Below are 25,214 nucleotides of genomic sequence, written 5' to 3'. Positions count from 1 at the left end.
TCGATGGGGCTCCTGACGCTCACGATCGCGCTGCCCCTCATCGGGGCCCTCGCGCTCGCTCTGCTCGAGACCGACGACCGCACCACGCGGCTGGTCGGCTACCTCAGCTCCGGGGCGGCGTTCGTCGCCTCGCTGGTGCTGCTGGTCCGCTTCGACGTCGGTGACGCCGGCCTGCAGCTGGCCGAGACCGTCGCCTGGATCCCGACGATCAACGCGACCTTCTCGGTGGCCGTCGACGGGGTCAGCCTCGCGCTGATCGTCCTGACCACCTTCCTGGTCCCGCTGATCCTGCTGGCCTCGATGCACCAGGTCACCGACCGCCTGAAGGGCTACGTCGCGGCGTTCCTGGTGCTCGAGACGGCCGTCCTCGGCGTCTTCGCCGCCACCGACCTGCTGCTGTTCGTGGTGTTCTTCGAGTTCACGCTCGTGCCGATGTACCTGATCATCGGCATCTGGGGGGGTGCGCTGCGCCGCTACGCCGCGGTCAAGTTCTTCCTCTACACCACCCTCGGCGGCCTGCTGATGCTGGTGGCGATCCTGTACCTGCACGGGCAGGCCGGCACCTTCGACTACGAGGGCATCCGCCAGCTCCAGCTCGGCATCACCGAACAGCGCTGGCTCTTCAGCGCCTTCCTGCTCGCGTTCGCGATCAAGGTGCCGATCTGGCCGGTGCACACCTGGCTGCCCGCCGCCCACACCGAGGCACCCACGGGTGGGTCGGTGTTCCTGGCCGGCGTCCTGCTGAAGATGGGCACGTTCGGGCTGCTGCGCTACTGCCTGCCGCTGTTCCCCGACGCGACCGCGGAGTTCGCCCCCTGGCTGCTCGGCCTGTCGGTGGTGGGGATCCTCTACGGCGCGGTCGTCGCCCTGATGCAGCACGACATCAAGAAGCTCATCGCGTACTCGTCGGTGAGCCACATGGGCTTCGTGGTCCTCGGCACGTTCGCGTTGAACGCCACGGCGACGTCGGCATCGGTCGTGCAGATGGTCAACCACGGGTTGTCGACCGGGGCCCTGTTCCTGCTCATCGGGTTCCTCTACGAGCGGCGCCACACCCGGCAGATCGCCGCCTTCGGCGGGCTGGCCAAGCAGGTCCCGATCATGGCCGGCCTCTGGCTCGTGGTGTCGTTGTCCTCCCTGGCCCTGCCCGGCCTCAACGGTTTCGTCGGCGAGTTCCCGATCCTGCTCGGCACCTTCCAGACCTCGCGGTGGGCCGCGATCCTCGCCTCCTTCGGTGCCGTGCTCGCGGCCCTGTACCTGCTGTGGGCCTACCAGCGGATGTTCCACGGTCCGCTGGAAGGGGCCGACAACCTGGCGACCACCGATCTGAAGGCCCGTGAGATCGGTGTGCTCGCGCCGATCGTCGTGCTGATCGTCGCGATCGGGCTCTACCCCAAGCCACTGTTCGACCTCGTGCAGCCGTCGGTCGACCGGGTGCTGGTCGAGGCCGGCGCCACGGAGCTCGAGCCGGCTGGCGCGATCGTGGAGGTCCAGCCGTGATCCTCGCCCAGACCACCCCGACGGTCCCGATCCCCGAGATCGCCTGGTCCGCCTTCGCACCCGAGCTCCTGCCCACGATCGCGGCGCTGCTGCTCCTGCTCGTCGCCGTCGCCGGTCGCCGGCGCCAGCTGCTCGTCGGCGTGCCGACCCTGGTCCTCGGGGTCGCGCTCGGGGCGGCGCTGATCGCCCGGGACCTGGTCGTGCCCGGGGCGGTCGCGGTGGGGTTCGCGTTCGCCGTCCCCGCCGTGACGGCCGTGGTCCCACGCAAGCCCACGCTCATCGGTGCGTGGGTCGCCGCGGCGTCGCTCCTCGGCGCGCTGGTGCTGACCGTGTGGCAGTTCACCGAGCAGATGGTGCCGGGCGCGGCGACCATGACCGCCCAGTCCGCCATGCAGGGGTCGGTCGCCAACGACGGCATCGCGTTCTTCACCCGGTTGACGGTCTACCTCGCCGCCCTCCTGGTCCTGCCGCTCGGCCAGGGTTACATGCGCGACCGGGCGATCAACCGGTCCGAGGTGGCGCCCCTGCTGCTGCTGTCGGTGGTCGGCATGGCCGCGCTCGGCACGGCCAACGACCTCATCACGCTGTTCGTCGCGCTCGAGGTCCTGTCGATCGCGCTCTACATCCTCTGCGGTCTCGCCCGCCGCGACCGCCGCTCGCAGGAAGCCTCCCTCAAGTACTTCATCCTCGGCGCGGTGGCGTCGGCCATCCTCCTGTACGGCATGGCGCTGATCTACACCGCGACCGGATCGATCGATCTGCCGACCATCGGTCGCACGCTCGGGCTGGTGACCACGACCCCGGTCCTGGCCGCCCTCGGCCTCGCTCTCGTCACCGTCGGCGTCGGTTTCAAGGTCGCGCTCGCCCCGTTCCACCTGTGGACGCCGGACGTCTACCAAGGCGCGCCGACCAACGTGACCGCCTTCATGGCGGCCGCGACGAAGGCCGCCGGGTTCGCCGCCATCCTGCGCCTCTACCTGGTCGCGTTCCCCTCGCTCGAGGCGATGTGGGTCCCCGCCCTGTCGGTACTGGCCGCCATCACGATGCTGTACGGGGCGTACGTCGCGGTCGTCCAGCACGACCTCAAGCGGATGCTGGCCTACTCGTCGATCACCCACGCCGGGTACACGACCATCGGAGTGGTATCCCTGTCGGACGCCGGGCTGTCGGCCACCTTGTGGTACCTGCTGACCTACGCGGTCGCGACCATCGGTGCGTTCGGGTGCGTCATCGCCCTCGAACGCCGCCGTCGAGGCGAGGTGACCCTCGCTGACCTGCGGGGGCTCGGCCGCTCGTCGCCTGCCCTCGCCGGCATCCTGTCGGTGTGCCTGCTCTCGCTCGCCGGCGTCCCGGCGACCGCCGGGTTCGTCGGCAAGATCGCCATCTTCGAGGCCGGGGTGAACGCCGGGCTGACCTGGCTCGTGGTCGTCGGTGTCATCAGCTCGGTCATCGCGGCCTTCTTCTACCTGCGGATCGCCGGCACGATGTTCCTCGAGGAGACCCCGGTCGACCAGGCCCTGCCGATCGTCAGCCCCGGCATATCGACGGGCGTCTCGGTCGCGGCTGCGCTGGTGGTCTACCTCGGCATCCAGCCGCAGGTCGTCCTCCAGTTGGCTGACAACGCCGCTGTTCTGGTGCGCTGACGTGACGACCTCCAGCGAGCCGAGGGGCGCCCGCCTGGCCATCCCCGAGCCGGTCCTCGGCCAGCTCGAGAGCCACGGCCTCCCCGTCACCGACACCCTCGACCGGGTCGAGGTCGGGCTGCACGCCCAGGTCCGGTCCAGCCACGCGTTCGTGGACGAGGCCGCCCGCTACCTGCTCGCCGCAGGGGGCAAGCGGTTCCGCCCGCTGATGGTCGCGCTCGCCGGTCACCTCGGACCTGACGGCCAGGCCGGGGGCGTCCAGCGTTCCGAGCTGGTCGATGCCGGCGTCATCGTCGAGTTGGTGCACCTCGCCACGCTGTACCACGACGACGTCATCGACGAGGCAGCGGCCCGCCGCGGCGCCCCGTCCGCGAACCACCGCTGGGACAACACCGTCGCCATCCTGACGGGCGACTACCTGTTCTCGTGTGCGTCGGCGCTGTCGGCCGACCTCGGTGTCGAGGTGACACGCATCATGGCCCGGACGCTGGCGGCCCTGTGCGAGGGCCAGATCCGCGAGGTCCAGGGCTCCATGAGCGCGCTGCTGCCAGAGGTGCCCACCATCGAACCGACCCTCGAGCACTACCTCGAGGCGATCTCGGGCAAGACCGCCTCCCTGATCGCGACCTCCTGTCGCTACGGCGCCCTGCTGTCCGGCGTGGACGAGGACGGGGTCGAAGCGGCGGCGCGGTACGGGTGGAACGTCGGCATGGCCTTCCAGCTCTCCGACGACGTGCTCGACATCGACTCGGACCAGGCGACGTCCGGCAAGACGCCGGGCACCGACCTCAAGGAGGGCGTGCGCACCCTGCCGGTGCTCTACGCGCTCGAGGACGACGCCGACGGCGAGCTCGCCGGACTCCTCGGTGACGGCGCTCCGTCCGACGAGCAGGTCGCCCGGGCGATCGAGCTCCTGCGCGGCTCGGACGCGATCGACCGGGCCCGTGACACCGCCGGGACCTACGTCACCGCGGCGGTGTCCGAGCTCGAACGGTTCGGCGACCGACGGATCGTGACGGCGCTGACCCGCCTGGCGGAGTACGCCCTCCACCGCGCGGGGTGAGGCGCCCGCTCGGCATCGGGGTGCTCGTGCTGGTCGCGCTCGTGCTGGTGCTCGAGTTGGCGGCCATCCCGGTGGCCACCCGCATCATCGGGTCGGTGGTGTCCCGCTGCGTCGCCTACGACCACCTCGAGGTGACGTCCGTCGCACGGCCGGTGGTGCCGCGCCTGCTGGTGGGGCGCGCCCGCGACGTCGAACTGCACGCCACCGGGGTCGTCGCCGGCGACCTGCGGCTCGCGGACGCCCGGCTCACCATGCAGCAGGCGTACCTGCCCTGGGCGGTCGGGGCACCCGACGTGGCCCGCGCCGACCTCGATCTGCGGGTCGACGAGGCCGATCTCGAGCGGATCCTCCGCTCCGTGGTCCCCCTCGGCGTCCCGGTCGAGGTCGAGCTGCGACCGGATGTGGCCACCCTCGGCAGCTCGGTGGTCCCGGTGACCCTGGACGTCGAGGTCGAGGTCGGCGGGGACGGCACGGTTCGTCTGCGCCCGGTGCGGGGTGGGGAACTGCTCGAGCGGCTCGGTATCGGCCACAGCTTCCCGCCGGGTGAGACGGCGCGGGTCACCGACCTCTCCATCGAGGAGGGGGCGCTGCACGGGGCCCTGGCGCTCGACGTGGTGCCGGGCGTCGGGACCGGTGGCGGCTGTCAGGAGCCGCTCGGCCTCGGCGCTGGACGGGCGGGCCTGGCGGGCGGCGCGTGACCCGGGGCTACCCCGACCTCGTCGGGCCGGGCTGGGAGCCCGTGCTCGCGCCGGTCGCCGAGCGGATCGAGGCGCTCGGCGACTTCCTGCGCGCGGAGCGGGCGGCCGGCCGGGGCTTCCTGCCGGCGGGGGATCGGGTGTTCGCGGCCCTCGCCCGGCCCTTCGACGAGGTCCGGGTGCTGGTGGTGGGGCAGGACCCGTACCCCACCCCGGGCCACCCGATCGGGCTGGCGTTCGCCGTCGCACCCGAGGTCCGTCCCGTGCCGGGCTCGCTGCGCAACATCCTCGCCGAGTACCACACCGACCTCGGCCATCCGATCCCGCCGACGGGGGACCTGACGCCGTGGGTCGATCAGGGGGTCCTCCTGCTCAACCGGTGCCTCACGGTGCGGCCGGGTGCACCGGCCTCGCACCGCGGTCGCGGCTGGGAGGTGGTGACCGATGCGATCATCGATGCGCTGGTCGCCCGGGGCCGGCCGCTGGTGGCGATCCTCTGGGGACGTGATGCGCGTTCGCTCGGTCCACGGCTCGGTGGCGTGCCGCGGATCGAGTCGGCCCACCCCTCGCCACTCTCCGCCAACCGTGGCTTCCTCGGCTCGAGGCCGTTCTCGCGGGCCAACGCCCTGCTCGAGGCGCAGGGCGCACCGCCCGTCGACTGGCGTCTGGCCTGACCGATCAGCGGGGCCCGTCGAACGGGACGTCGTGGGCGGCAGCGTGGGCCGCGATCGCCGGCAGCAACCGCTCCGCGTCGGCGGGCCGCAGCACCGCGATGCGGACCGCTGCTTCCGGGGGGTGTCCCTCGCGCTCCACCAGCAGTTGGACCCGGCCCTTGGCGACCGGCCGGGCACGGAGGGCGGCGACCGTGGACCAGGGCAGCTGACGGTCACGGAGCCGGTTCGGCGCGTGGATGCCGCCGCGGCCGATCACCGTGCCGCGCCCGGCGCCGGTGGCGACGATGGCCCCGAGGACCACCAGGATGGTGCCGCCGATGGCGGGGCCGGCCCGGCCGACCTGAGCGCCGACGGCGATCTGCATCACGCCGACCAGGACCACGATGGCGGCCACCGACCAGCGCAACGCGCGGCCCGCCGGCGGGGGCAGGCGGACGGGCTCGGGGGGTGCGTCAGGGGTCACGGCGCCCTCCTCGCCAGGCCGGTCAGGATCAGGGGGTGGCGTGTGAGGCTATCCAGGGTGGGTACCCTCGCAGGGCCGGTCACGACCGTGCACGCCGCGTCCGCGGGGCCCCCATCTCGGAGGCCCGCCCGCACCGCTCGTCGTGCACGTGCGCGGCACCCTCGCCCGTTGGGGAGCTGTCTGGCCGGTTGCTAGCATCCCCCCTCGCGGTCCGACCTTCGGGCCGCATTCACCCTCGCCCGCGCACACCCTCCTCACGGCGTGCGCGTGTGTGTTCCGGGTGATCGATCTTCGAAGCGGACGACGGTGACCGACGCAGCGCCGCTGCGTCGGATCACCGCCACGGCGGCGGACCGCCGGGAGGGCCCGGGTGAGCTTCTTCGAGCAGTACGGCACCTTCGCGATCCTGGTGGTCGTGGGCGCCGCGCTGTACGCCGTCATCATGCTGGTCAACCGGCTGATGCGACCGTCGGTGCCGTCACCCCTGAAGCTGACGACCTACGAGTGCGGGGTCGAGGCGGTGGGCACCGGCTGGACCCAGATGAACATCCGCTACTACGTGTTCGCGTTCCTCTTCGTGATCTTCGACGTCGAGGTGATCTTCCTGTTCCCGTGGGCCGTCATCGTCGGCACGCTCGATGCCACCACCACCCCGTCGGCGACCTACGCGCTGGTGGCGATGTTCCTGTTCATCGGGACGTTGCTCGAGGGGTTGGCCTACGCCTGGAAGAAGGGGGTACTGCAGTGGGACTAGTCGACCAGGTCGAGCTCCCGAAGCCGATCAAGTACGTCTTCAACTGGGGGCGAAAGTACTCGCTGTGGTGCTTCAACTTCGGGCTCGCGTGCTGCGCCATCGAGTTCATCGCCGCCTCGACGTCGCGCCACGACTTCATCCGCCACGGCGTCATCCCGTTCGCGCACGGGCCGCGTCAGGCTGACCTCCTCGTGGTGTCCGGGACGCTGACCGACAAGATGGCCCCCGCCGTCCGTCGCCTGTACGAGGAGATGCCCGAGCCGAAGTACGTCATCTCGTTCGGGTCGTGCGCCAACTGCGGCGGCCCCTACTGGGACAGCTACTCGGTGACCAAGGGCGTCGACCAGATCATCCCCGTCGACATCTACGTGCCCGGCTGCCCGCCGCGTCCGGAGGCGCTCCTCGACGGCATCGTGGCGCTGCAGGACCGCATCCAGAACGAGTCGCTCAAGGACCGGATCGCGGGTCGGCGACTCGACCCGCTGACCATCGGCGAGACCGGCGCCCAGCCGGCGTTCGGAGCCTGACGTGGCCGGTTCCGTCCTCGCGCGGCGCGACCGCGCCCTCACCCCCGACGAGCAGGTCGAGCTGCTGCGCGACCGCCTCGGTGACGACGCCATCACCGGCATGTCCGATGCCTCGGCGACGCTGACCGTGGACGTCGCCCCCGACCGGTGGGTCGAGGTCGCCGAGCGCTGCCGTGACGAGGAGCAGCTCGCCTACGACCTCTTCGATTGCCTCTTCGGCATCGACGCGCGCGACGACGGCTTCGACGTGGTCTGCGTCCTCTACGCGACGTCCACCGGCACCCGGCTGGCGCTCCGCGCCCGCTGCCCAGGCGGCCGCGAGGCCCCGACCCTCGGGTCCCTGACCGGTCTGTTCCGCGGGGCCGACTGGCACGAGCGCGAGACCTGGGACATGTTCGGTATCGAGTTCGAGGGTCACCCGGGGCTCGCCCCGCGCATCCTGACCGTCGAGAACTTCGACGGGTGGCCGCTGCGCAAGGACTTTCCGCTCGCCTCCCGCGTGGCCAAGCCGTGGCCCGGGGTCAAGGAACCGGCCGAGCTCGACGAGGACGGCAACGTCATCGAGCGTGAGCCGCGCCTCGGTGACGCGCCGGGGCCGTACGAGCTCGACAAGGCCATGGCCGAGCAGGCCAAGCTCGCCAACCCCGTGCCGGAGACCGCGAGCGAGTCCGGCGCGGCGGTCGAGGACCGTGCCGAGGACGCCGATCTGGCCTCGGACTCCGGTGCGGTGCTCGCCGGCGACATCGAGCACGAGGCCGAGCGCGCCGAGGAACAGGCCTCCGAGGCGGCGGTCGAGGCGGCGGCGGACGTGGCCGACGCCGAAGCGGACGCGGCAGCCACGGCGACCGAGGCGCGCGAGGTCGACGGCGCGACCGACGCCGACGCCGCCGCCTCGGCGCGCGAGACGGCCGACGACGCGCGCAAGCGTCAGGCCGAGGCACGTGCCCGCAAGGCCGAGGAGCGTCGTGCCGAGGCCGAGGCTGCCGGTGCCGCCGCCAGCGGCGGCCCCACCTCCAGCGAGCCCGAGACCGGCGGGACGGCGTCCGCCGACGGTGGCGCGCCCGACACGGACGAGGATCGAACGTGAGCGACCTCTCCACCCGCGAGTCGACCCGCGAGCACCTGCACCCGGGGACCGCACCCGGCGAGACCATGGCCCTCGAGGTCGTCGACGGTGGCGGCGCCTTCGCCACCCAGGACATGTCGGTCTCGATCGGTCCGGCGCACCCGGCCACGCACGGGGTGTTCCGCATCGTGCTCGAGCTCGACGGCGAGCGGGTCAAGGCCGCCACGCCGGTCATCGGGTACATGCACCGCGGCTTCGAGAAGCTCGCTGAGCACCGCGACTACCGCCAGATCATGGCGCTGGTCAACCGACACGACTGGCTGTCGGGGTTCTCCAACGAGCTCGGGGTCGCCCTCGCGGTCGAGCGCCTCATGGAGTTCGAGGTCCCCGACCGCGCCCAGTGGATCCGCATGCTGATGGCGGAGTGGAACCGGATCCTCAACCACCTGATGTTCGTCGGCTCGTACGCCATCGAGCTCGGGGCCATCACCCCGATGTTCTACGCCTTCCGGGAGCGCGAGGACATCCAGTTCCTGATGGAGTCGGCCACCGGCGGACGCCTGCACTTCACCTACAACCAGGTCGGCGGGGTCAAGATCGACCTGCCGAAGGGCTTCCTGAAGCGGTCGGCCGAGGTCTCGGCCCTTGTGCGCAGCCGCCTCCAGGACTACGACGACCTCGTCCTCGGCAACGAGATCTTCCAGGGCCGCACCAAGGGTGTGGGCCCGCTGCCGACCGAGGTGGCGCTGTCGTTCGGGGTCACCGGCCCGACGCTGCAGGCCACCGGGCTACCCGAGGACGTCCGCGTCACCGAGCCGTACCTCAAGTACGACGAGGTCGACGTGCCGGTCGCGGTGGGTGAGAACGGCGACTCGTTCGACCGGTTCTACGTCCTGCTGCGCCGCATCCGGGCCTCGCTCGACATCATCGACCAGATCCACGACCACATGCCGTCGGGTCCGGTCAACAGCAAGCTGCCGAAGATGGTCAAGGCGCCCGAGGGTCGCACCTACGTGCGCACCGAGAACCCCCTCGGCCAGCTCGGCTACTGGCTCGAGTCCGACGGCGGTCGCACCCCGTGGCGCATCAAGATGCGCACACCGTCGTTCTCCAACGTCCAGGCCATCCCGTACCTGCTCGACGGCGTGCTCGTGCCCGACGCGATCTCGGTCCTCGGCAGCGTCTTCTTCGTCGTGGGGGACATCGACCGATGATGACGTTGCTGACGGAGGGCGCGGCCCTCACCTCGAACACGGTGCTGGGCCAGGCGGCCCCGTCGGTCATGGACATCGACGGTGCCTACTGGCTGTCGGTCCTGCTCAAGATCGCGTTCGTGCTCGGTCTGTTCTTCGTGGTGCCGCTGATCGGTGGCTACCTCGAGCACAAGGCCATGGCCCGCATGCAGCACCGCCGTGGCCCGGTCGAGGCCGGCCCCTTCGGCTCGCTCCAGCTGGTGGCGGACGGGATCAAGTTCATCCAGAAGGAGGACATCATCCCGGCCGCGGCGGACCGGTGGGTGTTCGCCATCGCGCCGGGTGTGGCCCTCGTCCCGGCGATGCTGATCTTCCTGGTCGTCCCGCTCGGGCCGGGTGTCTGGGCCGAGGACCTCGAGCTCGGGCTGTTCTACGCGCTGGCCATCACCTCCATCACGGTGATCGGCATCCTGATGGGTGGCTGGGCGTCGGCCAACAAGTTCTCGCTCATCGGTGGCATGCGCGCCGCCGCCCAGCTGATCGCCTACGAGCTGCCGCTGTTCCTGGCCGCGGTCGCCGTCGCCGTGCAGGCGGGGACGCTGTCGCTGGTCGGCATCGTCGAGGCACAGAGCGGCTTCATGCTCCCCGGGACCGAGATCAACGTCTGGTTCGTGTTCCCGCAGATCATCGGCTTCAGCATCTTCTTCCTGGCCGCGATGGCCGAGCTGTCGCGCCCGCCGTTCGACATGCCGATCGCCGACTCCGAGCTCGTCTTCGGCTACATGACCGAGTACACGGGCATCAAGTACGCGATGTACATGCTGACCGAGTACGCCGGCATGATCACGATGTCGGCGCTGATCGTGGTCCTCTACCTCGGCGGCTGGCAGATCCTGCCGGGCGTGCCCCTGCCCGGCTGCGAGGGGGCAGCAGGCCTCTTCGACTGCGGGTTCCGGGGCACGTTGCTCGGCGTCGGCGTCACCATGGGCAAGGTCATGGCCCTGGTGTTCGTCTTCGTGTGGGCCCGGGTCGCCTACCCGCGCCTGCGTGAGGACCAGCTCCAGCGGATGTCGTGGCTCGTGCTCATCCCGCTGTCGCTGGTCAACCTCGCCGCCGTCGCCGTGTTGAAGGTGGTCTTCTGATGCCCGTCGCCTCGTCCCCCCCGGGTGTCGGGCTCCTCAAGGGGCTCGGCGTCACCATCAAGCACCTGTTCCAGCGTCCCGTCACCCAGATGTACCCCAAGGAGCGTCCGGTCCTCGCGCCGCGCACGCGCGGGGTCATCGCCCTGATGGACGAGAACTGCACCGTCTGCATGCTGTGCAGCCGCGAGTGCCCCGACTGGTGCATCTACATCGACTCCCACAAGGAGACGGTGCCGCCCGCCAAGGAGGGCGGACGCGCTCGGACCCGCAACGTGCTCGACCGCTTCGCCATCGACTTCTCGCTGTGCATGTACTGCGGCATCTGCGTCGAGGTCTGCCCCTTCGATGCGCTGTGGTGGAGCCCGGAGTTCGAGTACGCCGAGTACCAGATGCCCGGCCTGATCCACGAGATGGACAAGCTGCGGGCGTGGGCCGACACCGTGCCCCCGCCGCCGGCGCTCGACGACGGCGCGGACACGATCGTCGAGGTCGCGGCCGCGATCGAGAAGGTCGAGCAGGAGCGCGAGCTCGAGGCGGCGAAGGCCGCCGAGGCCGAGCAGGCCGAGGCGGCCGCCGGGGGGGACGCTGCTGCCGCCGAGGCGCCGAAGGCCAAGAAGGCCGAGATCAAGGTCGAGAGCAAGGGCGAGATCGACCAGGAGACCTACGACGCGCTGATCGCCGAGGGCAAGTCCGAGCGCATCGCCCGGTCGAAGGCCAAGGCCGCGTGGGTCAAGAAGGAGAAGGCTCGGCTCCAGGCCGAGCAGGACGCCGCCGAACCCGCCGCCGAGCCCGCTGCGAAGGCGCCGAAGGCTGCCGACATCGAGGTCGAGGCGGGCCAGATCGATCAGGAGACCTACGACGCCCTGATCGCCGAGGGCAAGACCGAGCGGATGGCGCGAGCCAAGGCCAAGGCGGCCTACGTCCGCAAGGAGCGCAAGCGCCTCGCAGCCGAGCAGGCCGGTGGTGACGCCGCCGAGCCCGCCGCCGACACGCCCGCCGCCGGGTCCGACGACACCCCCCCAGCCGAGGCGACCGCCGAGGCGGACGCCCCCGAGGCCCCGGCCAAGAAGCGCGCCCAGGACGTCCACGTCGAGTCGACCGGCGAGCTCGACCAGGAGACCTACGACCGGCTGATCGCGGAGGGCAAGTCCGACCGGATCGCCCGTGCGAAGGCCAAGGCGGCCTGGGTCAAGAAGAAGAAGCAGGAGATCATCGACCAGGAGGACGGATCGTGACCGGCCACGATGTCGTCTTCGTCCTGGTGGGCCTGATGACCGCGGGTGCGGCCATCAAGACGGTCACCTCGACCAATCTGGTCCACGCAGCGCTGTACCTGGCGACCACGCTGGCGGGCATCGCCGGGGTCTTCTTCGTGCTGGCGGCCGACTTCCTGGCGCTGGTGCAGCTGGTGGTCTACGTCGGCGCCGTGGCCGTCCTGTTCCTGTTCGGTCTGATGCTGACCCGGGCGCCGATCGGCCGCGAAGCGCTCGACAGCCAGAACCGTGGCCTGGCGCTGGTGGTCAGCGGCACCCTGTTCGTGGTGCTGGCCTTCCTGGTGATCCAGGCGTTCGGGGGCGTCCGCACCGAGGACGTGACCGGCCCGCCGATCGCCGACATCGGGCTGGCGATCTTCGCCAACTGGATCCTGCCGTTCGAGCTGCTGTCGATGCTGTTGCTCGCGGCCCTGATCGGCGCGATCGTGCTCGCCCGGCGCGAGACCGGTGAGTCCGGTGTCGAGGCCGAGGTGACCCGCATCGAGCTCGGGGACGCACCCGCGACCGAGCATGACCGTCGGGATGGCTTGGATCCGGTGGCTGCGGCCGAGTACCCCGAGGTCACCGCGGGTGGGACCCCGGGTCACGGGAAGGACGACCGATGAGCCTCGTCGGACCGCTGCTGCTGGCCACCTTCCTGTTCTGCGTGGGCGTCTACGGCCTCATCGCGCGCCGCAACGCCGTGCTGGTGCTCATCAGCGTCGAGCTCATGCTCAACGCGGTGAACATCAACCTCGTGGCGTTCCAGAACCTGCTGTTCCCGGGCGAGAGCCTCGTCTCGGGGCAGATCTTCGCGCTGTTCATCATCGCCGTCGCCGCCGCCGAGGTGGGCGTCGGTCTGGCCATCGTCTTCAACCTCTTCCGCAACCGGGCAACGGTCGACGTCGACGACGTCGACCTCATGCGCTGGTAGGGGGCCGCCAACCGTGGGAACCGTGATGGAGTACGCCTGGCTGGTGGTGCTGCTGCCGCTGGCGTCGACCGTGGCGATCAGCCTGTTCGGCAAGTACCTGCCGGGCAAGGGCAGCGAGCTCGGCGTGCTGTCGATCGGCATCGCCTTCGTGCTGTCGGTGCTGATCGCCTGGGAGACCTTCACCAACGGCAGCGTCGAGGCGCTCGAGCGGTCCTTCGACTGGTCGCCGCTCGGTGGTGGGTTCGTCTTCGAGCTCGGGATGCTCGTCGACGGGTTGACCGCGATGATGTTCCTGCTGGTCACCACCGTGTCGCTGATGGTCAACATCTACTCGCGCGAGTACATGAAGGGCGAGCCGCGCTTCACGTACTACTTCGCGATGCTGTCGCTGTTCACGTTCTCGATGCTGATGCTCGTGATCGCGAACAACACCCTCCAGGCCATCATCGGCTGGGAGCTGGTCGGCGTCTGCTCGTTCCTGCTGATCGGTTTCTACTGGGAGGAGAAGTCGAACCAGGACGCGGCCAACAAGGCGTTCCTGACCACCAAGTTCGGCGATGTCGGCCTCGTCGTCGGGGTCATCGTGCTGTCAGCCGGCATGTTCGGGCTGACCGACAAGCCGTTCAACATCCTGCAGACCACCGAGGCGGCGTCCGCCGGTGAGCTCTCGATGGGCACCATCGTCCTCGGCATGCTGCTGATCTTCCTCGGGTGCGTGGCCAAGTCCGGCCAGATGCCGCTGCACGTGTGGTTGCCGGACGCCATGGCCGGGCCGACGCCGGTGTCCGCGCTGATCCACGCTGCGACGATGGTCACCGCCGGCATCTTCCTGCTCGCCCGCCTCTACCCGGTGGTCGCCCAGTCCTACGCCGTGATGGCGACGATCGCGATCGTCGGGGTGATCACGCTCTTCTTCGGCGGTCTGCTCGCGGTCGTCCAGGACGACATCAAGAAGGTCCTGGCCTACTCGACCGTCTCGCAGCTCGGCTACATGATGGCCGCCCTCGGGGTCGGTGGGTACACCGCCGGGATCTTCCACCTCTTCACGCACGGGTTCTTCAAGGCGCTGCTCTTCCTCGGCTCCGGATCGCTGATCCACGCCGTCCACAGCAACAACATGTCGGACATGGGTGGGATGCGCAAACCCATGCCGTACACGTTCTGGACCTTCATCATCGGCACGCTGGCGCTGGCCGGCTTCCCGCTGACGGCCGGGTTCTTCAGCAAGGACGAGATCCTGGTCTCGGCCGGCATCTTCGCCGCCAACGGCTACGTGCTCGGCGACGTCATCTTCTGGATCGGCCTGCTCGCCGCGTTCGTGACGACCTTCTACATGGCGCGCGCCTGCTTCCTGATCTTCGGTGGTGAGAGCCGCAGCCACCACGCGCCGCACGAGTCCGGCCCGCAGATGGTCGTCCCGCTCGTGGTGCTCGCCGTGCTCTCGCTCACGGCCGGCTACATCGGCTCGCCGGTGTGGCCGTCCGAGGAGGCCAACTTCGAGCAGTGGACCGCCACCGAGCAGCTCGAGGGCGCGGTCTTCCCGTACATGGAGGGGGCTGCCGAGTACGCCGAGGAGAAGCACGGCAACGACGAGGCGGTCGCGGGCGGCGGCCTGCTCGGTGGCGGGGTGCTCGCGGCGTCCCCCACCGACGACATCCTCGCGGCCGAGGGCAGCCCGAGCGTCCTGCACGGGCCACCGAGCTGGCACTTCGACGTCCTGGCGTACGCGCTGGTCGCGTTCCTGGCGGCGTTGGCCGTGGCGTTCGCCCTCTACGGACGGGGGGAGCGTGAGGACCCGATGTTCAAGATGGGTCCGCTGACCCGGGTGCTCGTGGCCAAGTACGGCTTCGACACGTTCGGTTACAAGTACGTGGTCGTCCCGGTGCGTGACAAGCTGTCGCCCGCCGCGTCGCGATCCTCCAACGAGGGGATCGACCGGGTCGTGGCCGGCGCGGGTGTCGCGGTCAAGCACGCTGCGGATTCGACCTACCGGATCCTCGACCAGCGGGTCATCGACGGCGGCATCAACGGCGCAGCGTTCAGCGCCGCGTGGTGGTCCGACCGTCTCAAGCGCATCCAGTCCGGTGACGTCCAGCGGTACGCGGCGGCCCTGGTGGCCGGCGTCGTGATCCTGGTCGTCGTGTTCGCTGCCGGCCGTTGAACCTCGACCACCCCGCGTCCGACGGACGCACCCAGACCTGGCAACCCGCCGGCCACGTGCCGGCACGGCGTGACCCCCTCGGGGGCACCCGCACCGCACGAGGGTGCGGGCAGGAGGAGAGACGATGAACCCGGACACCGCAGGATGGGCCCTGACGGTCGCCCTGTTCCTGCCCCTCGTCGGGGCGGGGCTGCTGGCGATCGTGCCGGCGCGGCTGGACAAGGAGATCCGCTGGGCGGCCGTCGGCATCACCGCCGCCAGCTTCGCCCTGGTCGTCGCCATCACGGCGGGGTTCGACTACGGGCGCACCGGTGAGCTGCAGTTCGTCACCGACGTCAGCTGGATCTCGGCGATCGACGCGCGGTTCACGCTGGGTCTGGACGGCATCAGCCTCCCGCTGTTCTTCCTGACCTACCTGCTGCCGCTGCTGTGCGCGATCTACACCACCAAGATCCTGCCGCCGCCCGGCAAGCCCAAGGGCTTCCTCGGCCTGATGCTGCTGCTGCAGACCGGTATGGCCGGGACGTTCGTGGCCTTCGACCTGATCCTGTTCTTCGTCTTCTGGGAGCTGGTCCTGGTCCCGATGTTCTTCATGATCGGGATGTGGGGCGGACCGCGCCGCGACTACGCCAGCGTCAAGTTCTTCCTCTACACCCTCTTCGGGTCGGTCTTCATGCTGGTGGCCTTCCTGGCCATCTACTTCCAGACCGGCGCCGAGACCTGGTCGATCGTCGAGCTGTCGCAGGCCGGTGTGATCGGGTCGCGAACCTTCCAGATCTGGGCCTTCCTCGGCGTCTTCCTCGGGTTCGCCATCAAGGTGCCGATGTGGCCGTTCCACACCTGGCTGCCGGACGCCCACACCGAAGCTCCCACGGTCGGGTCGGTGCTGCTGGCCGGCGTGCTGCTGAAGATGGGGACCTACGGCTTCATCCGCATCGCCCTGCCGATCCTGCCCGAGGGGGCGGTCGCGTTCGCGCCGCTGATCGGTGTCCTCGCGGTGATCGGCATCATCTACGGTTCGCTGTGCTGCCTCGCCCAGACCGACGTCAAGCGGCTGATCGCGTTCTCGTCGGTCGGCCACATGGGCTTCGTGATGCTCGGCATCGCGGCCATGAACGAGACGGGCATCCAGGCCGCGCTGTTCGGCAACATCGCGCACGGTGTCATCACCGGTCTGCTGTTCTTCCTGGCCGGCTCCCTGCACGAGCGCTACCACACCCGCGAGATCGCGGTCATCGGTGGCGGCATGCTCACCAAGCTGCCGCGGTACGGCGTGCTGCTCACCTTCGTGGCCGTCGCCTCGCTGGGGCTGCCGGGCCTGGCCGGGTTCTGGGGCGAGTTCACCGCCATGTGGGCCGCCATCAGCCCGGGCGCAGGCCTGGACGCGCGGTACGGCGGCCTCTACCTCACGTTGGTGATCTTCGCGGCGATCGGGACCGTCCTGACCGCCGGCTACTTCCTCTGGCTGCTGCAGCGCATCAACCTCGGCAAGCCCCTGGCGCGCTGGCAGGACGAACCGCTCGAGGACGTCATGCGCGTCGAGTGGGTGTCCTGGACGCCGCTGCTGGTGCTGGTGCTCGCGCTCGGGATCTTCCCCCGTCTGATCTTCGGCGTGCAGGACGGCGCCGTGACCGCGCTGATGCGGGCCGTGACCGGCTGACACACCGTGCGGCCGGCTCCACGCCGGTCGCGACACGCCACACCGCCTCGCAGCCGAGGCGTGACGATGAGGACGAGGTTCGATGTCGATCGACTTCCTGGCGATCGCACCCGAGATCGCGCTGACGATCACCGCGCTCGTGGTGCTCGCGCTCGACCTGTCGCTGCGCGGTGAGGCCAAGCAGCTGGTCAACCCTGTCGCCGTCATCGGCACGGTGGTCGCGCTGGGGTTCACCGTCGTCCTCTACGGCGACCATCGCGAGACCTTCGGGGGCACCTTCGTCGTCAACGACTACGCCGTCATCTTCAAGCTGCTGTTCCTCGGCAGCCTGCTGGCCATCCTGGGCATCTCGTGGCGGTTCTTCGCCGAAGGGCGCTACTTCCAGGGCGAGTACTACTTCCTGCTGCTGACCAGCTTCATCGGCATGCTGATCATGCCGTCCGCCCGCGATCTGCTCCTGCTGTTCGTCGCGCTCGAGACGGTGTCCATCCCCGCCTTCATCATGGCGGGCATGCGCAAGCGCGACCTGTACTCCTCCGAAGCGGCGTTGAAGTTCTTCCTCATCGGTGTGCTGTCGGTCGCGCTGATGCTGTTCGGCATGTCGATGGTCTACGGCTTCACCGGGACGACCTCCCTGGAGGGCATCGCCACCGCGCTCGCCGACGAGGCGACCTCGGTGCCGCTCCTGCTCGCCTCGGTCATGCTCGTGATCGTCGGGTTCGCGTTCAAGGTCTCGGCCGTGCCGTTCCACTTCTGGGCGCCGGACACCTACGCCGGTTCCCCGATGCCGGTGGCCGCCATGCTCGCGGTCGCCTCGAAGGCCGCCGGGTTCGCCGGGCTGATCGCCGTGGCCTTCGTGGCCTTCGAGCCGGTCGCCGACGTGTGGGCACCGGTGCTCGGCGTGCTCGCCATCCTGACGATGACGATCGGCAACCTGATCGCGCTGCAGCAGCGCGACATCGTCCGTCTGCTCGCCTACTCGTCCGTGGCGCAGGCCGGGTACATGCTCATCCCCTTCGGCCTCGCCCAGCCCGGCGGTGACGCGGTCAACGAGGCCGCCGTCCAGGCCGTCCTGTTCTACCTCGTGGCCTACGCGGTGATGAACATCGGAGCCTTCGGCGTCATCATCGCCGTCAACCGACGGACCGGCATCCGTGCCATCCGCGACTTCACGGGCCTCGGGGCCCGCAGCCCGCTGCTCGGGTTCGCCCTCGCGACCTTCCTGCTCAGCCTCGGTGGCGCGCCGGCGACGGTGGGTCTGTGGGCCAAGTTCGCCATCCTCGAGGCGGTCACCGTCGAGGTCACCCCGTTCGGCCTGGTCCTGGCCAGCTTCCTGGTCATCAACTCGGTGATCGCCTTCTTCTACTACCTGAAGGTGATCAAGATCATGTGGATCGACGCGCCGCTCGAGGGGGCGCCGCGGCTGCAGCCCGGGCTCAGCCTCTCGGCCGTCGTCGGTGTGCTGATGATCGGCACCATCCTCCTCGGGGTCCTGCCCGGCCTCGTCACCGATGGGACCGCGGTGGCGAACGTGCTCGCCACCAACTGACGTCCAGCGTCCTCTCGGCGGGGTGTCGGGTCGACGCAAGGACGACTCTCGGGGGCTCCCCGGGGGTACCTTGTGGTGTCCCGCCGGACCGGGACAGCGTGATGTTCAAGAGCGCGAAGACCTTCATCCTCCTCGCCGTGATGTCGGGCCTGCTGCTCGGCATCGGGGCCATCGTGGACGGCACCACCGGCGGTGACGGCAGGTTCCTGACCCTGTTCCTGGTCATCGCGGTCGCGATGAACGTCGGCAGCTACTGGTTCAGCGACAAGCTCGCCATCCGCATGGCCAAGGCCCAGCCGATGGACCGGGCCCGCTACCCCGACGTGTACGAGATCGTCGAGCGGCTCTCGCGCCAGGCCGGCCAGCCCGTCCCGCGGTTGTACGTCAGCCCGTCCCCGCAGCTGAACGCGTTCGCGACCGGCCGGAACCCCGACAACGCCGCCGTGTGCGTCAACGAGGGGCTCTACCGGGCGCTCACCCGGGACGAGCTCGAGGGCGTCCTCGGCCACGAGCTGCAGCACGTCCACAACCGCGACATCCTCATCGGGTCGATCGCGGCGGTCCTGGCGACCGCGATCTCCTACCTCGCGCTGATGCTGCGCTTCCTGCCGTTCTTCGGCGGCCAGGACCGCGACGGCGGGGCCAACCCCCTGGTCGCGGTCGCGCTCGGGATCCTCACGCCCATCATCGCGGTGATCATCCAGGCGTCGATCACGCGGTCACGCGAGTCGCTCGCCGACCACACCGGCGCCGAGCTGACCGGCGACCCGCTCGCGCTCGCGCGGGCGCTGGCCAAGCTCGAGGCCGGCGGGAACGACCCACGCTTCCTGCGGGCGGGCGGGACCCCGGCCGAGACCAACCAGGGCATGCAGCACCTGTTCATCGCGGCGCCGTTCGGTGGCCGGGCGGCGAGCAAACTGTTCTCCACCCACCCGCCGATCCCCGAGCGCATCGCTGCGCTCGAGGAGCAGGCGCAACGCATGGGGCAGCTCGGCCCTGGACCGGGCTTCCCCGGCCGCTAGGCGCGACCGTCAGGCCGCACCCTCCCGGTCGAGCTCACGCTGGACCCACCGCTGGAACCACGTGGCCAACGCGAAGACGAGGACCACGGCGGAGACGGTGAACCAGACCCCGGCGCGCTCGTAGGCCTCCCCGAGCGCGTACCCGATCCCGACGGTCATGGTGAAGGCGATCACCGCTCCGACGCCGTCCGCGAGCAGGTAGCCGCGTGCGCGCACGTCGGAGACCCCGGCAGCGGCGGCCAGGATCGTCGGGGGCAGGCCGCCGACACGGCCGACGAAGGCGATGACGGGGCCCCGACGTGCCAACGCCCGCTGGGCGACCTCGAGGCGCTCCGGCGGCAGCGCCCGGTGCAGCCACTCTGGGCCCTCGCCCGTCCGCAGCGCCACCTGGTAGGCGCGCCCGAGCACGAAGAAGGCCCAGACCGCGGCCACGTACAGGGGGAAGGCGGCGACGAAGAGCAGCAGCATCGAGGGTTCACCGTCGAGGCGCAGCCTGCCGCCGGCGAGCAGGAGGATCTCCTTGCCCGGCCGCAGCGCGACCAGGAGCGTGATCTGGCGGTTCGCGATCAGGCTCGGGACCGCCGCGATCGCGGCGATCGGGATGACGTAGCGCAGCACCGCGAGGGTGACCACCGTGCGGCGGACCGCGTCGGGGATGCGCCGGCCGACGAGCTCGTCGGGTTCAGGCAGGCGGGGTCCACCGCCGTCGGACGGGCCGGAGGTGGGGGAGGTGTCGCTCACGGATGCCCTCTTCGCTGCGGCCGGGCGGCCGATGGTGTCGCGCCTACGCACGTGCCCGTGGGGCCTACGCGGGGTTCGGAGCCCTCCAGCCCTCGGCTCGACGGTGGTGACGCGGCTGCCGGAGGGTAGAGGGCCATCCGGTGGTGGTCGTCCGGCCGCTGCGAGCGCCCCTTCGGTCGTCACGCCGAGGCCCCGCGCTGCCATACAACTGAGGCCGAACGTTCCAGCCCCGCGAGACGTTCCCCCCGACACCAGGAGAGACACGTGTACATCGGACTCGGAACCCTGCTCCTCATCATCATCCTGATCATCCTCTTCGCCTGAGGCACGTCGGCGAGCCGACCCGAACGCGAGGAGTGCGACGTGGCGAGTTTCAAGGACGACACCGAACTGGTGAAGCGCGAGTACGAGGGACTGTCGAACTCGACCCAGATCCTCATCTGGTCGATGGTCGCCATCGGTGTGCTCATCGGGCTCGTGCTCGGCGGTGCCATCGGCTACGGCGTGGCCGTCGAGGAGCACGAGGGCCGGGACTGCATCGAGTACGAGGGCGAGTGGTACTGCCTCGGCGAAGAATCGGCCGAGGCCGAGGCCGAGGCCGAGGCCGAGGACGACGGCGAGGCCGACGGCGACGAGTGATCGCCACCGGCTGAAGCCGCGGACCCCCGTCAGCCCCCGCCGGACCTCGGCGGGGGCTGACACGTCTCACAGGCGTACGCCCAGCGTCCGGCGAGGTCCCACCGCCGGATCGGCTCCTCGCAGCGCTTGCACGACTCCTGCTTGTAGACGTAGAGGGATTCCTCGCGGCGCATGCGCGAGCGTGGCTTGCCGATCTCCGCTGGGTCGGTGGTGACGATCCGCTGCTGGCGAACCCCGCGACGCAACCACTCGACCAGCGTCGCCCACATCGACTCCCAGGTCTCGCGGGGGACCTCGCGGGCCGGCACGTCGGGGTGCAGGCCGTGGACGAACAGGATCTCGGCCCGGTAGACGTTGCCGACGCCGGCCAGCACCGCCTGATCCATCAGCGCCCGCCCGATGCCGATGGACCGCCGCTGGAGCGCGGCCCACGCCCGGTCGGGATCGGCGTCGCGGCGGATCGGATCGGGTCCGAGCCGGGCGACGAGCCCCGTCACCTCCTCGGGGATCAGCAGGTCGCAGGCGGTGGCTCCCACCAGATCGATGGCACGGTCGTCGCCGACCACCCGGTACCGCGACGTGTCGCGCGGCGGGTCCGGTGGCACGTCGCTGACCAGCACCTTGCCGAACAGGCCGAGGTGCACGTGGACGTACCGGTCACCCTCGAAGCGGTGGAACAGGTGCTTGCCGTACGCGTCGGTGCCCTCGAGGACATGCCCGTCGAGCAGCGCGGCGGCGTCGGCGAACCGTCCCGATGCCGAGCTGACCCGCACACGCTGGCCGGCGAACCACGTCGCGTGGTCGCGCGCGAGACGGTGGATGGTGTGGCCCTCGGGCACGGCCGCCTCCGGTGGTGGCGGCGTCCCTCGCCGCGGGCCCGGAGCCTACGACCACCGGATGGGGCCGAGGATCACGGGGTGGCAGGTGCTGCCATCAGCGAGCGGATGACCTCGCGGCCGAGGTCGACCAGCACGTCGTCCGCGGTATCGGGTGACCCGGTGCCCCGTGGTGGTTCGGGGGCGTACTCGATGACGAGTTCGAGCAGGTCGGCGACGTCCCCACCGGCGAGCTGGGCCGTGAGCCAGAGCGCCATGTCGATCCCGGCCGACACACCGGCGGCCGTGACCACGTTGCCGTCGACCACGAACCGACCCTGCACCGGCTCGGCTCCGTAGGCACGGAGCTCCTCGAGTGCGGCCCAGTGGCTGGTCGCGCGACGTCCCTCGAGCAGCCCGGCGCTGCCGAGGACCAGCGACCCGGTGCAGACCGAGGTGATCCACGTGGCGGTCAGCGCCGCCTGACGGAGCCAGTCGAGCAGCTCGGGATCTCGCGCGGCCCGCACGGTCCCCGCGGTGCCCCCCGGCACCAGGAGCACGTCCGGCGCGGGGACCCCGTGCAGCGAGCTGGTGGCCACCAGCTGCAGGACGCCGTTGTCGGCCGTCACCGTGCCGGGGTCGGTGGCGACGAGGTGGACCTCGGCGCCCGGCAGCCGGGACAGGACCTCGAGCGGTCCCACGAGGTCGAGCGCGGTGAGTTCGGGGTAGAGCACGAACGCGATCTGCATCGCGGCCTCCTCGGATCCGGTCCGGTGGAGCATCACCGTGCGGTAGGGTGGCCGCAAGGACGACTACCCCAAGGAAGCGGCCATAACCGTGCGGGCCGGGCAGACCGGGCGGGCGGCACGGGTCGTGTGGCTCGTGGTCTTCGATGGCGTCCAGCTCCTCGATGTCGCCGGCCCCGTGGACGTCTTCGACGCGGCCAACCGGCTCGTCGGCCACGAGGCCTACCGGCTCCGCCTGGTCGCTGCGGGCCGGACGGTCCGGACCGGCAGCGGCATCCGGATCGAGGCCGACGAGGACCTCGATGCCTCGGTGGACGACGTCGACACCCTCGTCGTCGCCGGTGGGTGGGGGATGGACGAGGTCACCGCAGACCCGCGGCTCGTCGGGGGCGTGGCACGCGCCGCTGCCGCCGCCCGACGGGTCACCTCGGTCTGTACCGGCGCGTTCGTCCTGGCGGAGGCCGGCCTGCTGGCCGGCCGGCGCGCGACCACCCACTGGTCGCGCACGGACCGTCTCGGGGAGGGGACCGGCGTGCGTGTGGAGCCGGATCGCATCTTCGTCCGTGACGGTCAGGTCTGGACGTCCGCCGGTGTGACCGCCGGCATCGACCTCGCGCTCTCGCTCGTCGAGGACGACCTGGGGCCGCACGTGGCTCGGCAGGTGGCACGCTGGTTGGTGGTCTTCCTGCACCGGCCCGGGGGGCAGTCGCAGTTCAGCCAGCATCTCCGTCGGCCCGTCGTCAGCAGCGACCCGATCCGTGCTGCGCTGGACCGCGTCGCCGCGGATCCATCAGCCGACCACCGGGTGGCGTCCCTCGCCGAGGCCGTCGGGCTCAGCCGTCGTCAGTTCGCGCGCGCCTTCCGTGCGGCGACAGGTCTGACGCCGGGCGCCCACGTCGAGCTCGTCAGGTTGGAGGCGGCGCAGCGAGCCTTGGAGTCGGGCCGTGACACGCTGGCGGTGATCGCATCGTCGGTCGGGTTCGGCACGGAGGAGACGATGCGGCAGGCGTTCCAGCGGCGCCTCGGGATCAGTCCGGGGCAGTACCGCTCCCGGTTCCGCGACCCGTAGCGCGGTTGGGGGACCGGACGGGAGCGCGGACCTGTCGCGACGGTCGGTGTGCCATCATCCGGCCCTCCCGTCCCGAGCCACCGGCTCATGCGCCACACCGCGAGCGCTGCATTGACGTCCCGCCTCCGTCCCGCCCACGGCGTGGCGTTGCTGTTCCTCGCCAACGGTCTCGTCGGGCCGTCGCTCTGGCCCCGCCTGCCGGAGATCCGTGATGCGGTGGGTGCCACGGACGCCACCCTCGGGCTGGCCCTGGTGGGCGTCGGTGTCGGAGGCGTCCTCGGCTCGGTCCTCGCTCCGCGCCTCTCGCGCCTGCTCGGCGTGGAGCGGACCGCGGTCCTCAGCGGCGTCGTGCTCGCCGCCTCGGCCATCGGTGTCGGGCTCGCCCCTTCGGTGGCCGTGCTGTTCCTGGTCTTCGCGGCGATGGGGATGACCGACGGCATCGCGGACATCGCCCAGAACGCCCTGATGTTCGACGTGCAGCGCACGGGCGACCGGTCCCTGGCGAGCCGGATGCACGCGGTGTGGAGCGCGGGGGCGCTCGCCGGGACCGGGCTCGGCACGCTCGCCGCCACCGCCCGCGTCACGGTCGTCGCGCAGACGGCCATCCTGGCCGTGTTCGCGCTCGCCGTCATCGCGGTCGCGCGGACCCCCGTCCGGCGGCTGCGCCCGGCAACGGGTCCATCGCACGAGGCGACCCCCGCAGAGAGCGTGCCCATCGCCGTGGGCGCGCTGCCGGGCACCGACGAGCCGTCGGCATCGGGCCCCGCGGGCGTCGCGCACCCCCGTCGGTCGCGTCGACGCGGGGTGTGGCTGCTCGTGATCGTCGCCGGGGTCGTCGTAGCCGCCGTGGAGAGCATCGCCAACGAGTGGTCGGCCCTGACCCTGCAGGACGGCCTCGGGGCCTCGGTCACCCTCGCCGGGCTCGGTCCGACGTCCTACGCCGGTGCGATGCTCGTCGGCCGGCTGATCGGGGACCGCGGCATCGACCGTTTCGGCGCCCGGCGGATGGCACAGGTCGGCGCCGCGGCCGTCGTGCTCGGCGGCGGGCTCGGATTGGGGCTCGCGTCCTTGCTCGAGGTGCCAGCGGTGCTGGTCGTCGGTCTGGTGGTGGCCGGCGTCGGGACCGCGACGCTGTTCCCGTTGATGCTCCAGGCCGGGGATGCGCTCGACCCGACCGGACGTGGCGTGGCGGCTGCGTCCCTCGGTGCTCGCGCCGGCTTCCTGGCGGTGCCGCTCAGCGTCGGGTTCCTGAGCGACGCGGCCGGGCCCGTCGTCGCGTTCGCGTTGTTGCCGCTGGTCGGACTGGTCGCCGCCGTGGCCCTCCCGGCGGCGCTCGCAAGGGGTCAGGCGACCGCCGAGGGGGCGTGACCCGAGTCACTGGACGCAGAACAGGTTGCCATCGGGGTCGGCCAGGGTGACGTGTCGCTGGCCGTGCTCCTCGACCCGGTACCGCTCCTCGGCGCCGAAGGCGGTCAGCCGCACGACCTCGTCCTCGATGCGGTCCTCGCCGACGTTGAGGTCGAGGTGCCAGCGGTTCTTGCCCGGCGTCGGGTCCTCGACACGGAGGAACAGGATGCGGCGGGCGTCGCGCTCGTCCGGCGTGTGGCGCCCAGGGCCGTAGGGGTGCCGGATCGCCGCGCCGATGGCGAAGAACAACTCACCGTCCACCTCCACGACGTCGTCGGCGGTGATACGGCCGGCGTCGAGCAACCCCTGGACGAACCCGGTCTCGATCTCGAGGTCGTAGTGCAGCGCTGCCGCCCAGAAGCGAGCCAGAGCGTGCGGATCGCGGCTGTCGACGGTCACCTGGAAGCTGACGGGTGTGGACACGATCGCGGCCTCTCGTCCGGGTGCTCGACGACGCTACGTCGAGCCGCGGACAGCATCTGTCCGCGGTCTCTGCCA

At 70.8% G+C, this 25,214-nt stretch carries 24 protein-coding genes and 1 pseudogene; 20 read left to right on the top strand and 5 right to left on the bottom strand.

All coding sequences use genetic code 11. The features are described from left to right. Positions 1 to 3: 3 nt before the first annotated feature. Genes NITAL_RS02165 through NITAL_RS02145 form a run of 5 tightly spaced genes read left to right on the top strand, consistent with a single transcriptional unit; the run spans position 4 to position 5,575 of the window. The gene (locus NITAL_RS02165) at positions 4 to 1,500 is read left to right on the top strand and encodes an NADH-quinone oxidoreductase subunit M (RefSeq protein ID WP_052664440.1); all 1,497 of its coding nucleotides are present in this window, start codon (positions 4 to 6) and stop codon (positions 1,498 to 1,500) included. Further along, a complete protein-coding gene (locus NITAL_RS02160) occupies positions 1,497 to 3,143 on the top strand; it encodes an NADH-quinone oxidoreductase subunit N (protein WP_052664439.1) in 1,647 nt (548 codons plus the stop codon). Before NITAL_RS02165 ends, NITAL_RS02160 begins: the two co-directional genes overlap by 4 nt. A 1-nt stretch (position 3,144) precedes the next feature. Continuing rightward, positions 3,145 to 4,206, top strand: a complete 1,062-nt coding sequence (locus tag NITAL_RS02155) for a polyprenyl synthetase family protein (RefSeq protein ID WP_052664438.1) — start codon at positions 3,145 to 3,147, stop codon at positions 4,204 to 4,206. After that, a complete protein-coding gene (locus NITAL_RS02150; protein ID WP_052664437.1) occupies positions 4,203 to 4,904 on the top strand; it encodes an LmeA family phospholipid-binding protein in 702 nt (233 codons plus the stop codon). Before NITAL_RS02155 ends, NITAL_RS02150 begins: the two co-directional genes overlap by 4 nt. Beyond that, positions 4,901 to 5,575 (top strand): uracil-DNA glycosylase, encoded by a 675-nt coding sequence (locus NITAL_RS02145; RefSeq protein WP_052664436.1) that lies wholly within the window; start codon positions 4,901 to 4,903, stop codon positions 5,573 to 5,575. The genes NITAL_RS02150 and NITAL_RS02145 overlap by 4 nt, the downstream gene beginning before the upstream one ends. Before the next feature lie 4 nt (positions 5,576 to 5,579). On the opposite strand, the gene NITAL_RS02140 is transcribed toward NITAL_RS02145, so the two are convergent. After that, the gene (locus tag NITAL_RS02140; RefSeq protein WP_052664435.1) at positions 5,580 to 6,038 is read right to left on the bottom strand and encodes a hypothetical protein; all 459 of its coding nucleotides are present in this window, start codon (positions 6,036 to 6,038) and stop codon (positions 5,580 to 5,582) included. Between the two features lie 370 nt (positions 6,039 to 6,408). Between NITAL_RS02140 and NITAL_RS02135 the strand changes: the two genes are divergently transcribed. The 12 genes and pseudogenes from NITAL_RS02135 to NITAL_RS02080 all read left to right on the top strand — a co-directional run bounded on the left by NITAL_RS02135 (position 6,409) and on the right by NITAL_RS02080 (position 19,299). Next, positions 6,409 to 6,792: an NADH-quinone oxidoreductase subunit A gene (locus NITAL_RS02135; protein ID WP_052664434.1), complete on the top strand. Its 384-nt coding sequence runs from the start codon at positions 6,409 to 6,411 to the stop codon at positions 6,790 to 6,792. Further along, positions 6,762 to 7,319, top strand: a complete 558-nt coding sequence (locus tag NITAL_RS02130) for an NADH-quinone oxidoreductase subunit NuoB (RefSeq protein WP_052669266.1) — start codon at positions 6,762 to 6,764, stop codon at positions 7,317 to 7,319. The genes NITAL_RS02135 and NITAL_RS02130 overlap by 31 nt, the downstream gene beginning before the upstream one ends. Position 7,320: 1 nt before the next feature. Beyond that, positions 7,321 to 8,406 (top strand): NADH-quinone oxidoreductase subunit C, encoded by a 1,086-nt coding sequence (locus tag NITAL_RS02125; RefSeq protein WP_052664433.1) that lies wholly within the window; start codon positions 7,321 to 7,323, stop codon positions 8,404 to 8,406. Then, on the top strand, positions 8,403 to 9,599 hold the full coding sequence (locus NITAL_RS02120) for an NADH-quinone oxidoreductase subunit D (protein WP_211262148.1): 1,197 nt from the start codon (positions 8,403 to 8,405) through the stop codon (positions 9,597 to 9,599). The genes NITAL_RS02125 and NITAL_RS02120 overlap by 4 nt, the downstream gene beginning before the upstream one ends. Before the next feature lie 68 nt (positions 9,600 to 9,667). Next, on the top strand, positions 9,668 to 10,720 hold the full coding sequence (gene nuoH / locus NITAL_RS02115) for an NADH-quinone oxidoreductase subunit NuoH (protein WP_052669260.1): 1,053 nt from the start codon (positions 9,668 to 9,670) through the stop codon (positions 10,718 to 10,720). Next, a pseudogene (locus NITAL_RS29335) lies at positions 10,720 to 11,331 on the top strand (NuoI/complex I 23 kDa subunit family protein); the annotation flags it as partial. The gene nuoH and the pseudogene NITAL_RS29335, both read left to right, overlap by 1 nt. Before the next feature lie 620 nt (positions 11,332 to 11,951). Beyond that, positions 11,952 to 12,599, top strand: coding sequence for an NADH-quinone oxidoreductase subunit J family protein (locus NITAL_RS02105; RefSeq protein WP_083441136.1), 648 nt, complete (start codon positions 11,952 to 11,954; stop codon positions 12,597 to 12,599). Further along, on the top strand, positions 12,596 to 12,907 hold the full coding sequence (gene nuoK, locus NITAL_RS02100) for an NADH-quinone oxidoreductase subunit NuoK (protein WP_052664432.1): 312 nt from the start codon (positions 12,596 to 12,598) through the stop codon (positions 12,905 to 12,907). The genes NITAL_RS02105 and nuoK overlap by 4 nt, the downstream gene beginning before the upstream one ends. A 25-nt stretch (positions 12,908 to 12,932) precedes the next feature. Then, positions 12,933 to 15,068 (top strand): NADH-quinone oxidoreductase subunit L, encoded by a 2,136-nt coding sequence (gene nuoL, locus NITAL_RS02095; protein WP_169786694.1) that lies wholly within the window; start codon positions 12,933 to 12,935, stop codon positions 15,066 to 15,068. Between the two features lie 124 nt (positions 15,069 to 15,192). Further along, on the top strand, positions 15,193 to 16,728 hold the full coding sequence (locus tag NITAL_RS02090) for a complex I subunit 4 family protein (RefSeq protein ID WP_052664430.1): 1,536 nt from the start codon (positions 15,193 to 15,195) through the stop codon (positions 16,726 to 16,728). Positions 16,729 to 16,810: 82 nt separating this feature from the next. Beyond that, complete coding sequence (locus tag NITAL_RS02085; protein ID WP_052664429.1) at positions 16,811 to 18,277, top strand: NADH-quinone oxidoreductase subunit N; 1,467 nt, start codon at positions 16,811 to 16,813, stop codon at positions 18,275 to 18,277. 101 nt (positions 18,278 to 18,378) lie between these two features. Continuing rightward, positions 18,379 to 19,299: a M48 family metalloprotease gene (locus NITAL_RS02080; protein ID WP_052669257.1), complete on the top strand. Its 921-nt coding sequence runs from the start codon at positions 18,379 to 18,381 to the stop codon at positions 19,297 to 19,299. 9 nt (positions 19,300 to 19,308) lie between these two features. On the opposite strand, the gene NITAL_RS02075 is transcribed toward NITAL_RS02080, so the two are convergent. Further along, positions 19,309 to 20,040, bottom strand: coding sequence for a DedA family protein (locus NITAL_RS02075; protein WP_052664428.1), 732 nt, complete (start codon positions 20,038 to 20,040; stop codon positions 19,309 to 19,311). 363 nt (positions 20,041 to 20,403) lie between these two features. On the opposite strand from NITAL_RS02075, the gene NITAL_RS02070 reads away from it, so the two are divergent. Beyond that, on the top strand, positions 20,404 to 20,679 hold the full coding sequence (locus NITAL_RS02070; RefSeq protein WP_052664427.1) for a hypothetical protein: 276 nt from the start codon (positions 20,404 to 20,406) through the stop codon (positions 20,677 to 20,679). A gap of 29 nt (positions 20,680 to 20,708) precedes the next feature. Here the strand turns inward: NITAL_RS02070 and NITAL_RS02065 are convergent, their stop codons facing one another. Then, positions 20,709 to 21,518, bottom strand: a complete 810-nt coding sequence (locus NITAL_RS02065) for an Fpg/Nei family DNA glycosylase (protein ID WP_052664426.1) — start codon at positions 21,516 to 21,518, stop codon at positions 20,709 to 20,711. Positions 21,519 to 21,589: 71 nt separating this feature from the next. After that, on the bottom strand, positions 21,590 to 22,243 hold the full coding sequence (locus NITAL_RS02060; protein WP_052669255.1) for a DJ-1/PfpI family protein: 654 nt from the start codon (positions 22,241 to 22,243) through the stop codon (positions 21,590 to 21,592). An 88-nt stretch (positions 22,244 to 22,331) separates the two neighbouring features. Between NITAL_RS02060 and NITAL_RS02055 the strand changes: the two genes are divergently transcribed. After that, positions 22,332 to 23,309: a GlxA family transcriptional regulator gene (locus tag NITAL_RS02055; protein ID WP_052664425.1), complete on the top strand. Its 978-nt coding sequence runs from the start codon at positions 22,332 to 22,334 to the stop codon at positions 23,307 to 23,309. Positions 23,310 to 23,396: 87 nt separating this feature from the next. After that, a complete protein-coding gene (locus tag NITAL_RS02050) occupies positions 23,397 to 24,677 on the top strand; it encodes an MFS transporter (RefSeq protein ID WP_083441134.1) in 1,281 nt (426 codons plus the stop codon). Between the two features lie 6 nt (positions 24,678 to 24,683). Here NITAL_RS02050 and NITAL_RS02045 read toward each other — a convergent pair whose 3' ends face one another. Then, on the bottom strand, positions 24,684 to 25,139 hold the full coding sequence (locus NITAL_RS02045) for a VOC family protein (protein WP_052664423.1): 456 nt from the start codon (positions 25,137 to 25,139) through the stop codon (positions 24,684 to 24,686). Positions 25,140 to 25,214: the final 75 nt, after the last annotated feature.

It is taken from the genome of Nitriliruptor alkaliphilus DSM 45188, from assembly GCF_000969705.1.
In the GTDB taxonomy this organism is placed as follows: Bacteria; Actinomycetota; Nitriliruptoria; order Nitriliruptorales; family Nitriliruptoraceae; genus Nitriliruptor; species Nitriliruptor alkaliphilus.
This window is presented reverse-complemented; position numbering and strand designations above follow the sequence as displayed.